Source organism: Enterobacter sp. BNK-13 (genome assembly GCF_048685015.1).
In the GTDB taxonomy this organism is placed as follows: Bacteria; Pseudomonadota; Gammaproteobacteria; order Enterobacterales; family Enterobacteriaceae; genus Enterobacter; species Enterobacter quasiroggenkampii.
The window spans coordinates 3,644,832-3,658,341 of sequence record NZ_JBLQTP010000001.1; the positions used below are offsets into that span (position 1 = coordinate 3,644,832).

The following is a 13,510-nucleotide window of genomic DNA, read 5'->3' on the forward strand; positions in this document are numbered from 1 at the left end:
CAAGGAATGCAAATGAAGAAATTGCTCCCCATCCTTATCGGCCTGAGCCTGACGGGCTTCAGTGCAATGAGCCAGGCGGAAAACCTGTTACAGGTCTACCAGCAGGCACGTCTGGGCAACCCTGATTTACGTAAATCAGCGGCCGATCGTGATGCTGCGTTTGAAAAGATTAACGAAGCGCGTAGCCCCTTGCTGCCACAGTTAGGGTTAGGTGCAGATTATACTTACAGCAACGGTTTCCGCGACGCTAACGGCGTAAACTCCAATGCTACCAGCGCCTCACTGCAATTAACACAGACGCTGTTTGATATGTCCAAATGGCGTGCCCTGACCCTGCAGGAAAAAAGCGCAGGCATCCAGGATGTGACCTATCAGACCGACCAGCAGACGCTGATCCTGAACACGGCCACGGCGTACTTTAACGTGCTGAGCGCCATTGACGCGCTCTCCTACACCGAAGCGCAGAAACAGGCCATTTACCGTCAGTTAGATCAAACCACCCAGCGCTTCAACGTGGGTCTGGTGGCGATCACCGATGTGCAGAACGCCCGTTCACAGTACGACACCGTGCTGGCCAACGAAGTGACCGCGCGTAACAACCTCGACAACGCGCTGGAATCCCTGCGTCAGGTTACCGGGAATTACTATCCTGAGCTGGCCTCCCTGAACGTCGACAGCTTCAAAACGGATAAGCCGCAGGCCGTTAACGCCCTGCTGAAAGAGGCGGAAAACCGCAACCTGACGTTGCTGCAGGCGCGTCTGAGCCAGGACCTGGCCCGCGAGCAAATTCGTCAGGCGCAGGATGGGCATCTGCCAACCCTGAGCCTGAGCGCCTCTACCGGCATCTCTGACACCACTTACAGCGGCTCTAAGACCAACTCTGCCCAGTATGACGACAGCAATATGGGCCAGAACAAGGTGGGCCTGAGCTTCTCCCTGCCGCTGTATCAGGGCGGTCAGGTCAACTCCCAGGTGAAACAGGCGCAGTACAACTTTGTTGGCGCGAGCGAGCAGCTGGAAAGCGCCCACCGCAACGTGGTGCAGACCGTACGTTCATCCTTCAACAACGTGAACGCCTCAATCAGCAGCATCAACGCCTATAAACAGGCCGTTGTGTCTGCACAAAGCTCCCTGGACGCGATGGAAGCCGGCTACTCCGTCGGTACACGTACTATCGTTGACGTGCTCGACGCGACCACCACGCTGTACAACGCAAAACAGCAGCTCTCCAGCGCACGTTATCAGTACCTGATTAACCAGCTGAACATTAAGCAGGCTCTGGGTACGCTGAACGAGCAAGACCTGCAGATGCTGAACAGCGCACTGGGCAAGCCGGTCTCTACCTCTCCTGACAGCGTTGCGCCGGAGAACCCGGAGCAGGTTGCCGCGGTTGATAACTTCAACGCTAACGGCACGACCCCTGCTGCACAGCCTGCTGCCGCGCGCACTACCGCGCCTGCCAGCAAGAGCAATAATCCGTTCCGTAACTAAGCATTGCCCGATGGCGCTTCGCTTATCGGGCCTACTGAATCGTAGGCCGGGTAAGCGCAGCGCCACCCGGCGCAAAATCACATCCGAACGTAAGCCAACGTAAAGATCCCCCTGATTCCGCCCCTCTTCGCTTCATTTTCAACCACTCATCCTCTATCCTGAGCGTTATTACCACTGGGTCCTGGAAGACAAATATGAAACGGACAAAAACGATCAATCACGCGTCGTTCCGCAAGAGCTGGAACGCACGTCACCTCACCCCTGTTGCGCTGGCGGTTACCGCTGTCTTTATGCTGGCAGGCTGTGAAAAAAACGATGAAACGGTTTCGCTGTATCAAAACGCGGACGACTGCTCTGCCGCCACCGGTAAAGCGGCCGAATGTAAAACGGCCTACACCAGCGCGCTGAAAGAAGCGGAACGCACCGCGCCGAAATATGCCTCACGCGAAGACTGCGTAGCGGAGTTTGGCGAAGGTCAATGCCAGCAGGCACCGGCTCAGGCCGGCACTGCGCCAGAAAATCAGGCGCAGGCGCAGTCCAGCGGCAGCTTCTGGATGCCGCTGATGGCCGGTTACATGATGGGTCGTCTGATGGGCGGCGGTGCAGGCTACCAGCAGCAGCCGCTGTTTAGCTCGAAAAACCCGGCCAGCCCGGCTTACGGTCAATATACCGATGCCAGCGGCAAAGGCTACGGCGCAGCCACCCCTGGCCGCACCGTGACGGTACCGAAAACGGCGATGGCGCCGAAGCCTGCGACCACCAGCACCATCACCCGCGGCGGGTTCGGTGAGTCTGTGGCGAAACAGACCAGCATGCAGCGCAGCGCGACAGGCACCTCTTCTACTCGCTCAATGGGCGGCTGATCATGGAACGAGTCAGTATTACCGAGCGTCCGGACTGGCGCGAAAAAGCCACCGAGTACGGCTTTAACTTCCACACCATGTACGGCGAGCCGTACTGGTGTGAAGACGCTTACTACAAGCTCACGCTGGCCCAGGTTGAGAAGCTGGAAGAGGTAACGGCCGAGCTGCACCAGATGTGCCTCAAGGTGGTGGAAAAAGTCATCGACAGCGACGAGCTGATGGCCAAGTTCCGCATTCCAAAGCACACCTGGAGCTTTGTCCGCCAGTCGTGGAAAACGAATCAACCTTCGCTTTACTCTCGCCTGGATCTGGCGTGGGACGGCAAAGGCGAGCCTAAGCTGCTGGAAAACAACGCCGATACCCCAACGTCCCTGTACGAGGCGGCGTTCTTCCAGTGGATCTGGCTGGAAGACCAGGCCAATGCTGGCAACCTGCCGGAAGGCAGCGACCAGTTCAACAGCCTGCAGGAGAAGCTGATCGAGCGCTTCGCCGAGCTACGCGAGCAGTTTGGCTTTAACCTGCTGCATCTCGCCTGCTGCCGCGACACGGAAGAAGACCGTGGCACGGTTCAGTATCTGCAGGATTGCGCCGCCGAAGCGGAGGTGGCGACCGAGTTCCTCTATATCGAGGATATCGGCCTGGGTGAAAAAGGTCAGTTCACGGACATGCAGGATCAGGTGATCAGCAACCTGTTCAAGCTCTACCCGTGGGAGTACATGCTGCGCGAGATGTTCTCCACCAAGCTGGAAGACGCGGGCGTACGCTGGCTGGAACCGGCCTGGAAAAGCATTATCTCCAACAAGGCCCTGCTGCCGATGCTGTGGGAGATGTTCCCGAATCACCCGAACCTGCTGCCAGCGTACTTTGCGGAAGATAATTACCCGCAGATGGAGAAATACGTCGTTAAGCCGATCTTCTCCCGCGAAGGCGCGAACGTGTCGATTATCGAAAACGGTAAAACGCTGGAAGCGGTTGAAGGGCCGTACGGCGAAGAAGGGATGATCGTCCAGGAGTTCTATCCACTGCCGAAGTTTGGCGACAGCTATACGCTGATTGGCAGCTGGCTGATCAACGATCTGCCTGCCGGAATTGGCATTCGCGAAGATCGCGCGCTGATCACGCAGGATCTGTCACGGTTCTATCCGCATATTTTTGTTGAGTAAGATCTGCCGGGTGGCGGCTTCGCCTGACCCGGCCTACGGTTTTGTAGGCCCGGTAAGCGTAGCGCCACCGGGCATGTTTTCACCCCACCTGCACCGACAGCATACTCAGGCTTCCCATCTCAATCCCATCGACCGGGATCGTAACCGGCTCCTGGCCATCCCACGCGCCAAGCACGTACAGCAGCGGCAGGAAATGCTCCGGCGTCGGGTTAGAGAGCGAACCGCCCTCATGGTCCAGATAGTTCACCAGCGGATGTGCCTCAGCCGGACCCTGCCAGGTCAGATTCGCTTTAACGTAGTCGTTAAAAGCGGTCGCCCAAGGGTAAGGCGTATTCTCACCGTGCCAGCGCGCCGTACGCAGGTTGTGCACCACGTTGCCGCTTGCCACCAGCATGATGCCTTCATCACGAAGCGTTGCCAGCTTACGGCCCAACTCCAGATGCCAGGCGGCCGGTTTGGTGCTGTCGATGCTCAGTTGCACCATCGGGATATCCGCATCAGGATACATTTTAATCAGCACGCCCCACGAGCCGTGGTCAAAACCCCAGGTTTCTTTATCCAGCGCAACAGGAACAGGCGCCAGCAGTTCCACCAGCCTTTGTGCCAGCTCAGGCGAGCCGGGGGCCGGATAGTGCGTGTCATACAGCGCCTGCGGGAAGCCGCCAAAATCATGAATGGTCTTTGGCGCCTCCATGGCGGTCACGCCTGTGCCGCGGGTGAACCAGTGCGCGGATACCACCACAATCGCTTTTGGACGCGGCAGCGTCTCGCCCAGGCTACGCCATGCGCGGGTATAGACGTTGTCTTCCAGAACGTTCATTGGGCTGCCGTGGCCTAAAAACAGGGCTGGCATACGGGAAGAAGTCATGATGATATCCTTACAGAAGGTGTCAATTTAATGGTGCTACATTACGCGCAATCCGGCAAAGATGAACGCAGATAAGCGTGAAGATCATCATCAGGAAATTTGAATGTAAGGAATGTGTAAAGCCGGGGTTGGCCCCTCGCTTTGCCAGAAATGAATCATTTATATTAATGAGAATCATTATCATAAGGAGCAATGCATGTCAGTCCCTCTGATCCTGACCATACTGGCGGGCGCCGCGACGTTCATCGGCGCGATCCTCGGCGTGCTTGGTCAAAAGCCATCAAACCGCGTGCTGGCCTTCTCACTGGGCTTTGCTGCCGGGATCATGCTGCTCATCTCCCTGATGGAGATGCTCCCTGCGGCGCTGGGCACGGAAGGCATGTCTCCGCTGCTGGGCTACGGCATGTTTGTCGTTGGCCTGCTGGGATACTTCGCGCTCGACCGCATGTTGCCCCACGCGCACCCTCAGGACTTAATGCAAAAAAACGTAGCGCCCCCGCCGCGCAACATTAAGCGCACCGCCATTTTGCTGACGCTCGGCATAAGCCTGCACAACTTCCCGGAAGGCGTGGCGACGTATGTCACCGCCAGCAGCAACCTGGAAATGGGCCTCGGCATCGCCCTGGCGGTGGCGTTGCACAATATTCCTGAAGGACTCGCGGTGGCCGGTCCGGTCTATGCCGCTACAGGCTCAAAGCGCACGGCAATCTTCTGGGCCGGGATCTCCGGCATGGCGGAAATTCTTGGCGGCGTGCTGGCCTGGCTCATCCTCGGTAGCCTGGTTTCGCCGGTCGTCATGGCTGCCATTATGGCCGCGGTTGCGGGGATTATGGTTGCGCTGTCGGTAGACGAGCTGATGCCGCTGGCGAAAGAGATCGATCCAAACAACAACCCAAGCTATGGCGTCCTGTGCGGGATGTCGGTGATGGGGCTAAGTCTGGTCTTACTTCAGGCCGCAGGCATTGGCTGACGTGACGGGCGCCTCCTGAAACGGAGGCGCCTATTATTTGTTAAAGGAATAACTTTTTACGGAATATACGCTCAGCCTCCTTCCTTATAAAAAAATCAAGTTTTTTATTGAACATTACTGTGCGTAATAACACTAAACAATGCATCCGGCATTATAATTTACACTTCTTGAAATTCATCCAGTTACAATAACCCGTATTTATATTTTAATTATATCTACAATGATTTTTAAGCGTGGTTAATCGCATTGCCCATCCGGAGATCGGTATACTTTCCTGGCAATATTCTGATTAATATTCAGGATATGAATTCAACTGAAAAAGGATATTTTCATGTTTACAGGAAAAAAAGCGCTTTTAGCCGTGGCAATGGCCACGCTTATTTCTGGATCGGCATTGGCTGCAGAACAAGGCTCAGGCAAGATCAAATTCAAAGGGGTGGTGATTGATGCACCGTGCAGCATTGCTCCTGATAGCGTTGATAAAGAAGTCGATCTGGGTGAAATTACGACTGCCGTTATTAATGCCAATAAAAAATCGTCACCCGTTGCGGTAGATATCAACCTGGAAAACTGCCAGCTGGACGATCCAGGCGATGAAACCGATACCCCGATCACCAAAGTTGACGTCACGTTCACCAGCTCCGCCACGGATACAACGGATACCAGCCTGATGACCAACACGTATGCCAGCGGCGCGCAGAACGTGGGCGTCCGCCTGCTGGATAATGCGGAAGCGAACATCACCCTGGGTAGCGCCAGTGAAGTTACCCTGCTGGCAGGCTCCGCCACCCAGACGCTGCACTTTAAGGCGCAGATGGAAGTGCTGAGCGGCAAAACGGCAACGCCGGGTCAGGTTGAAGCCACCGCAAACTATGTGCTGGCATATAAATAATTCGAATTTACCTCGTTATCTACCGACTGGCTCGTTATGCCAGTCGGCATTTTATATTTACCTTGAGCAACAGGATGATGAAACATAAATCAACATGCATAATCATCATTACCGCCCTGTTAATGACGAAAGTCGCCTCTGGTACCGAATTTAATATTAATGCCATCGATAAAGATCAGCGCAACAGCGTCGATTTAACACAGTTTATAGATCGCGCCTCCGTCGTCCCCGGTCGTTATTTTGTTACGGTTTCAATTAATGACACCCCCTTAACAAACGGCTGGCAGTTAACGTGGAAAAAAGTGAATGATGCAGTTCAGGTCTGTATTCCCGCCGAACTGGCCGACACGTTCGGCCTGCAGGATAAAATACGGGAATCGCTCACTGAAAAAGAGGGCTGTATAGACTTCGCCCCGCTGCCGGACATTCATTTTACCTTTGAACAAGCAAGCCAGACGCTAAACGTGTCCATTCCCCAGGCGTGGCTGCAGTACCGCTCTGCCGACTGGATGCCCCCGTCAACCTGGGATAACGGCGTGGCGGGCGTCCTGCTGGACTACAATCTTTTTGCCAGCCACTACCAGCCCAACAGCGGCAGCAGTTCAGATAATGCCAACACTTACGGCACGGCGGGCGCGAACGTCGGCGCCTGGCGGCTGCGCAGCGATTATCAATACAACCAGACGCACGCGGACGGCGGTTCAGAGCATAACGGGCGCTTCTCGCGCGTTTATATGTTCCGCCCCCTCCCCACCATGGGCGCAAAGCTGACGCTCGGCGAGACGGATTTCCAGTCGTCGATTTTCGACGCCTTCACCTACACCGGCGCGTCGCTTATCAGCGATGAGCGCATGCTGCCGTGGTCACTGCGCGGCTATGCGCCACAAATCTCCGGTATTGCCCAAACCAACGCGACGGTCACCGTAAGCCTCGCCGACAGGGTCATCTATCAAACAAAAGTCCCGCCGGGCCCGTTCATCATTCAGGATCTCAACCAGTCGGTGCAGGGCACGCTCGACGTGAAGGTGACGGAAGAAGATGGCCGGGTGAGTACGTTCCAGGTCTCCGCCGAATCCGTTCCCTTCCTGACGCGTCAGGGCCAGGTTCGCTACAAGCTGGCGGCAGGCAAGCCGCGAAAGGACGCATCGCATGACGTTGAGGACAGCACCTTCATGAGCGGCGAGTTTTCCTGGGGTATGCTGTCGCAAACTTCGCTCTATGGCGGAACGCTGGCCGATGGTGACCACTACCGCGCCCTGGCCGCCGGGCTGGGACAAAACATGGCGTATCTGGGCGCGCTCTCGTTTGATATCACCCGGGCCACCAGCCAGCTGCCGGGCGCGGATCCGCAGACGGGCTACAGCTACCGTTTTAACTACAGTAAACGATTCGACACCACCGGTAGCCAGCTTACGCTGGCGAGCTACCGCTACTCGGACCGTCAGTTCCTGAGCTATGCGCGCTATCTGGATAACGACAACAGCGACAGCCAGACGGAAAAACAGACCCTCAGTGTCACCGCCAGTCAGTACATATCGGCCCTCTCGCTAAACCTTTATCTGAGCATGCTGCGCCAAACCTGGTGGGACGACTCGCCTTCCACGACCGGCAGCGTCACCGCTGGCTATAACTTCGACCTTGGCCGCTGGAAAAACCTTGGCCTGACCCTGTCGCTGAGCAGAACCCATTACGAAGATGATGAAGAGGACGATAACCAGTTTTATCTCTCGCTGAGCGTGCCGCTCGATCCTGACCATCGCCTGAACTACGACCTGCGCAACGGCGACAGCCTGAGCCAGAGCGTCTCCTGGTACGATACCTCTGACCGGAACAATACCTGGGGCGTCTCTGCTGGCACCGAGAGCGAAAAAGCCGATGCGGGCGCACAGTTCAGCGGAAACTATCAGCACTATTCTTCACTGGGGGATCTCAACGTCTCGGGCAGCTATAAGGCGAATGAGTACAGCTCAATGAGCGCCAGCTGGAACGGATCGTTTACCGGGACGGCGAAAGGGTTTGCCCTGCACCGTCGCAGCTACGGCAATGAGCCACGCGTCATGGTCAGCACTGACGGCGTGGGCCATATCCCGCTGAACGTATCGCATGACGAAACCAACGCGTCGGGTATCGGCGTTCTGCCGTCGTTTTCCAGCTATACCCCGGCCAGCGTGCGGGTCAACATGAACAATTTGCCTGACGGCGTTGACGTCGATACGCGGGTGGTCACCTCCACCTGGACAGAAGGCGCCATCGGCTATCGTCAAATCGCGACCCGAGCCGGTAACGATATTGCCGGCATTTTGCGAACGCCTTCCGGGACACCGCCGCTCGGCGCCCTGGTCCGCCTGCAGGATAACGGCCTGCAGGTCGGCATGGTCGCCGAGGAGGGCCGCGTCTGGCTAGGCGCCGTCCAGCCTGAGCAACAGTTCCTGGTCACGTGGGGAGACAACCAACAGTGTCGCTTCTCGTTACCTTCTCACCTTGAAAACAGTATGCAGCTCATGCTGCCTTGCCAGTAAGAAACCATGATGAAACTCACCCCACTCAAGGCCCTGAGCCTGATGTTGCTCGGCACCGCACTGAACGCGCATGCCGCCATTAACCTGGACCGCACGCGGATCGTTTTTCCCGAAGTGGACAAGGCAAGCAGCCTGAAAGTCGATAACCAGAGCAAAACCTTACCCTACCTGGCGCTTTCCTGGATTGAAGACGAAAACGGGCGCAAAGAGGACAGCCACTTCATGGCGCTGCCGCCCATTCAGCGCATAGAAGCGGGCGCGTCATCGCAGGTCAGGATTGTGAAGCAGGCGGCGGTTGGGCAGTTGCCGAAGGACAGAGAGTCGCTGTTTTACTTCAACCTGCGCGAAGTTCCGCCCAAAAGCGGCGCCAGCGAGGCGCGCAGCGTTATGCAGGTGGCCATGCAGAGCCGCATTAAGCTGTTCTGGCGGCCAAAAGCCATCACCAAAAAGCCGGGTGATCAAAGCGAAATGCGCATGGAAATTACCGCCACCGCAACGGGGCTCAGCGTACATAACCCCACGCCCTATTACATCACCCTCGCGTGGCTGAGTAAAAATGCGAAAACCCAGCTGCCGGGCTTCGACAGCCTGATGATTGCTCCGTTTGCCACGGCGTCCACCTCTACCGGCGACTACCACGGGAGCTACTACAGCGTGGGTTACATTGATGATTACGGCGCGCTGAAAAAAGTGGACGTTACCTGTGCGGGTAAGGCGCCATGCCAGCTCAGCGAGCGGAAGGGTCAAAACAATGCGCAAGCTCGTTAATTGTCTGTTTTTGCTGCTGTTCGCCCTGCTGCCCGTCAGAGAGGCGCTGGCGCTTGACTGCTATCTCGGCGTTTCCGGCGGGCCCGTCGAGGAGACAAAAACGATCTCCCCTTTTGCCATTCCCAGCAACGCGCAGGTGGGGGAAAAGATATGGGAATCTGACGATATCAAAGTCCCTGTGACCTGCGACCACAACACCACCAGTAATTTTGAAAAAGAGGACATCTACGCCTGGGTTAACCCCTACCCGTCAGCGTCCGATCCCTACTACGAGCTCGGCGTAACCTATGAAGGGATTGACTACGATGCGACGGGGCAACCCAACGGGGTTGATACCTCCCAGTGCCTTGATAACAAACAGATCACTATCTATACCCCCGCCCAAATCCAGCAAATGGGCTGGGAGAACCGCATCTGTTCCGGCAATGCGAACGACATTCACACCTCACGCACGTTCATCGTGCGCTTTCGTCTGTACGTCAGAATCAAGGTCATGCCGCCGCACGGCTACGTCAGCACGCTCGGGGACTATATCGTGGTGCAGTTCGACGGCAAGGGCGGCGTCAACCAGATGTCCGACGCGAAAAACCTGAAGTATCATATTAATGGCCTGAACAATATCACCGTGCTGGACTGCGGGGCGACCTTCAGCATCTATCCGGAAAATCAGGAGATTGATTTTGGTACGTTCAGCGCTCGCGACATAATGAATCAGGGAAAGCGAACGCGCACGTTCTCGGTCAGAACGACCAAGATACAGGACGCCGAGTGTTCCGATGGGTTTAAAATGGATTCGTCGTTCTATACGAACGAGACGCTGAGCGAAGAAGATACCGCCCTGCTCATCGGTAACGGCCTGAAATTACGCATCCTTAACGGAACGCAGCCCTACACCTTTAACCGATACGAAGAGTATGCCGATTTTACCGGCAGTACGTTGCAGTACGAACAGACCTATACCGCTGAGCTGACGCCGGTGCCGGGAAAGGCGATCCAGTCCGGACCATTTGAAACCGTGGTGCTGTTCAAAATTAACTACCACTAAACGTAAAAAAGCCGGGTTTCCCCGGCTTTTTCACATCAGCAGTTTCAGCTGGCTTTGCGCTCGTGCGCCTGGCGGTACTCGACCAGATCTTCAATCGTGACCACCGGCATGTTGTGCAGACGCGCAAAGGTGATGCACTCCGGCGCGCGCGCCATGGTGCCGTCATCGTTGGTCAGTTCACACAGCACGCCCGCAGGTTTGAAGCCCGCCAGCGTCACCAGATCGATGGTCGCTTCGGTGTGGCCGCCGCGGGTCAGGACGCCGCCAGCCTGCGCGCGCAGTGGGAAGACGTGGCCTGGACGATGCAGATCGGAGGGCTTCGCATCATCAGCAATGGCGGCACGTACGGTGGTCAGACGGTCAGCCGCAGACACACCGGTGGTCACGCCATGCGCCGCTTCAATGGTCACGGTAAATCCGGTACCAAAGGCGCTGGTGTTGTTTTCGACCATCATCGGCAGCTCGAGCTGCTTACGACGATCTTCAGTAATACACAGGCATACGATGCCGCTGCCGTGACGGATGGTCAGCGCCATCTGTTCAACGGTCATGTTTTCGGCGGCGAAAATCATGTCGCCTTCGTTTTCACGGTTTTCATCGTCAAGCACCATCACACCGCGGCCTTCGCGCAGTGCATCCAGTGCATGTTCAACACGTTGAGTTGAAGTGCCAAAAGAGGAAAGTAGCGTCTGATTCATGGTAAAAAAACCTCATTAACATTATGGTTACCAGAATCAGGGCAGTCTTAGGAGCGCCGTATAAGCGGCAAAAAGATAACGTGAGCGGGCCCATGCCCGACTGGATCGTTACTCTCTCCCATCCGGACTCTAACCGTCGGCCCCGGAATTACACCGGATCTGCTGACCTTTGAGAATTCACCCAAAGCGCTCGCGGGCTTTCAGCGTTAAGCTGATTTACCGCCGGTGGGGAATTTCGCCCCGCCCTGAGAATAAGCGAGATAACTATAACGCTATTGATTATCCTGGGCAATGCATAAGCATCAAACAATTTTGTTTACCCCGGGCATGACGCGCTACAATGGACACTGACACCTTTCCATCAAGGGAAACGACAATGATTGACCCGAAGAAAATTGAGCAAATTGCGCGTCAGGTTCATGAATCTATGCCGAAAGGCATTCGTGAATTTGGTGATGACGTTGAGAAGAAAATCCGCCAGACGCTGCAGGCGCAGTTGGTTCGCCTTGATCTAGTCAGCCGCGAAGAGTTTGACGTGCAGACGCAGGTTCTGCTGCGCACCCGCGAGAAGCTGGCACTGCTGGAACAGCGTCTGACCGAGCTGGAAAACCGCAATGCGCCGGAAGAAGTGAAGCCGGCACCGGCTATTCCACCGGTGGACGACCAGGAGTAAGTGCGGCCTGTTGTGCCCGGTGGCGGCTACGCCTTACCGGGCCTACATGAACGCGTAGGTCGGGTAAGGCGCAGCCGCCACCCGACATAAAAAAACGGGCCAACTGGCCCGTTTTTTTTACTGACTGTCTTTCTGGATCTTCTTGATGATGTTGGTGGTGGAACACCCGTCCTCAAAGTTGAGCACCATCACCTCGCCGCCGTTGGCCCAGACCTCTTCGCTGCCCGCGATTTGCTCCGGCTTGTAATCCCCGCCTTTCACCAGCAGGTCCGGCAGAATACCGGCAATCAGGCGCTGCGGCGTGTCTTCTTCAAACGACACCACCCAGTCCACGGCTTCCAGCGCGCCGAGCACGATCATACGCTGCTCCAGCGGGTTCACCGGACGGGTTTCCCCCTTCAGACGTTTGGTCGACGCATCGCTGTTCACTGCCACAATCAGACGATCGCCCAGCTTGCGCGCATTCGCCAGATAGGAGACATGGCCCGCGTGCAGAATGTCGAATACGCCGTTGGTCATTACCACTTTCTCACCGCGCTTGCGCGCGGCGGCGACAGCCACTTTAAGCTCGTCTTCGGTCATCACACCGAAACCGGTGTCAGCACGGCCGCGCACCGCGTTTTCCAGCTCGATTGGGGACACGGTTGAGGTACCGAGTTTACCGACGACCACACCCGCCGCGGCGTTAGCGAAGTAGCACGCCTCTTCCAGGGAGTTACCCGCGGCCAGCGTCGCCGCCAGCACGCCAATCACCGTATCACCGGCACCGGTCACGTCGTACACTTCCTGCGCCTGGGTTGGCATATGCAGCGGCGCCTTGCCCGGCTGCAGCAGCGTCATCCCCTGCTCGGAGCGGGTCACCAGCAGCGCAGAGAGCTCGAAGTCAGCAATGATCTTCATGCCGCGCTCAACCAGCTCTTCCTCGGTTTTGCATTTGCCCGCCACCGCTTCAAACTCGGAGAGGTTTGGCGTCAGCAGGGTTGCGCCGCGATAGCGCTCAAAGTCGGTGCCTTTCGGGTCGATCAGCACCGGTACGCTGGCCTTACGCGCCAGCTGGATCATCGTCTGCACGCTGGCCAGCGCGCCTTTTGCATAGTCGGACAGCACCAGCGCGCCGATATTGCCCAGCGCCTGGTTAATACGCTCGTGCAGCGGCTCGGGATCAACGCCTTCGAACCCTTCTTCAAAGTCGAGGCGGATCAGCTGCTGGTTGCGTGACAGCACGCGCAGCTTGGTGATGGTTGGGTGGGTCGGAACCGAAACGAAGTCGCACTTCACGTTCACGTCCGCCAGCGACTTGCTCAGCGCGCGCGCCGCATCGTCGATACCGGTCAGGCCAACCAGACGCGAGTGCGCGCCCAGAGAGGCTATGTTCATCGCCACGTTTGCCGCGCCGCCGGGACGCTCTTCAATGGTGTCGACCTTAACCACCGGTACCGGTGCTTCCGGAGAGATGCGGCTGGTCGGTCCATACCAGTAGCGATCCAGCATCACATCCCCAACAACCATTACTCCAGCACGTTCAAACTCTGGCAGTGTTACTTTCATTCCTGACTCCAG

The 13,510-nt window shown here is 56.8% G+C and carries 12 protein-coding genes and 1 riboswitch; of the genes, 9 read left to right on the plus strand and 3 right to left on the minus strand.

Annotation, left to right across the window (positions count from 1 at the left end; genetic code table 11):
• Nucleotides 1-12 precede the first annotated feature (12 nt).
• From tolC to ACMGGQ_RS17510, 3 genes are all read left to right on the plus strand, one after another.
• Nucleotides 13-1,491, plus strand: a complete 1,479-nt coding sequence (gene tolC, locus ACMGGQ_RS17500) for an outer membrane channel protein TolC (protein WP_045909979.1) — start codon at nt 13-15, stop codon at nt 1,489-1,491.
• 194 nt (nt 1,492-1,685) lie between these two features.
• A complete protein-coding gene (locus ACMGGQ_RS17505; RefSeq protein ID WP_048028997.1) occupies nt 1,686-2,354 on the plus strand; it encodes a DUF1190 family protein in 669 nt (222 codons plus the stop codon).
• 2 nt (nt 2,355-2,356) lie between these two features.
• Complete coding sequence (locus ACMGGQ_RS17510; protein ID WP_045909981.1) at nt 2,357-3,517, plus strand: glutathionylspermidine synthase family protein; 1,161 nt, start codon at nt 2,357-2,359, stop codon at nt 3,515-3,517.
• A 79-nt stretch (nt 3,518-3,596) separates the two neighbouring features.
• Here ACMGGQ_RS17510 and ygiD read toward each other — a convergent pair whose 3' ends face one another.
• Nucleotides 3,597-4,385 carry a 4,5-DOPA dioxygenase extradiol gene (gene ygiD / locus ACMGGQ_RS17515; RefSeq protein WP_420290340.1) on the minus strand — a complete coding sequence of 263 codons (789 nt, stop codon included), beginning with the start codon at nt 4,383-4,385 and terminating at the stop codon, nt 3,597-3,599.
• A 196-nt stretch (nt 4,386-4,581) separates the two neighbouring features.
• Between ygiD and zupT the strand changes: the two genes are divergently transcribed.
• The 5 genes from zupT to ACMGGQ_RS17540 all read left to right on the plus strand — a co-directional run bounded on the left by zupT (nt 4,582) and on the right by ACMGGQ_RS17540 (nt 10,579).
• Nucleotides 4,582-5,355: a zinc transporter ZupT gene (zupT, locus tag ACMGGQ_RS17520; RefSeq protein WP_420290341.1), complete on the plus strand. Its 774-nt coding sequence runs from the start codon at nt 4,582-4,584 to the stop codon at nt 5,353-5,355.
• Between the two features lie 331 nt (nt 5,356-5,686).
• Nucleotides 5,687-6,247, plus strand: a complete 561-nt coding sequence (locus ACMGGQ_RS17525) for a fimbrial protein (protein WP_045909983.1) — start codon at nt 5,687-5,689, stop codon at nt 6,245-6,247.
• Nucleotides 6,248-6,321: 74 nt separating this feature from the next.
• Entirely contained in the window at nt 6,322-8,766 is a 2,445-nt protein-coding gene (locus ACMGGQ_RS17530; protein ID WP_420290342.1) for a fimbria/pilus outer membrane usher protein, read from the plus strand.
• A 9-nt stretch (nt 8,767-8,775) separates the two neighbouring features.
• On the plus strand, nt 8,776-9,534 hold the full coding sequence (locus ACMGGQ_RS17535) for a molecular chaperone (RefSeq protein ID WP_128301354.1): 759 nt from the start codon (nt 8,776-8,778) through the stop codon (nt 9,532-9,534).
• Nucleotides 9,518-10,579: a type 1 fimbrial protein gene (locus ACMGGQ_RS17540; RefSeq protein ID WP_048224920.1), complete on the plus strand. Its 1,062-nt coding sequence runs from the start codon at nt 9,518-9,520 to the stop codon at nt 10,577-10,579. Before ACMGGQ_RS17535 ends, ACMGGQ_RS17540 begins: the two co-directional genes overlap by 17 nt.
• A gap of 44 nt (nt 10,580-10,623) precedes the next feature.
• Here ACMGGQ_RS17540 and ribB read toward each other — a convergent pair whose 3' ends face one another.
• A complete protein-coding gene (gene ribB / locus ACMGGQ_RS17545; RefSeq protein ID WP_028017147.1) occupies nt 10,624-11,277 on the minus strand; it encodes a 3,4-dihydroxy-2-butanone-4-phosphate synthase in 654 nt (217 codons plus the stop codon).
• 106 nt (nt 11,278-11,383) lie between these two features.
• Nucleotides 11,384-11,534, minus strand: a riboswitch (FMN riboswitch).
• A 119-nt stretch (nt 11,535-11,653) separates the two neighbouring features.
• Between ribB and ubiK the strand changes: the two genes are divergently transcribed.
• Entirely contained in the window at nt 11,654-11,950 is a 297-nt protein-coding gene (gene ubiK / locus ACMGGQ_RS17550; protein ID WP_014071796.1) for a ubiquinone biosynthesis accessory factor UbiK, read from the plus strand.
• A 117-nt stretch (nt 11,951-12,067) separates the two neighbouring features.
• On the opposite strand, the gene hldE is transcribed toward ubiK, so the two are convergent.
• On the minus strand, nt 12,068-13,498 hold the full coding sequence (gene hldE, locus ACMGGQ_RS17555) for a bifunctional D-glycero-beta-D-manno-heptose-7-phosphate kinase/D-glycero-beta-D-manno-heptose 1-phosphate adenylyltransferase HldE (RefSeq protein ID WP_003862540.1): 1,431 nt from the start codon (nt 13,496-13,498) through the stop codon (nt 12,068-12,070).
• Nucleotides 13,499-13,510 lie beyond the last annotated feature (12 nt).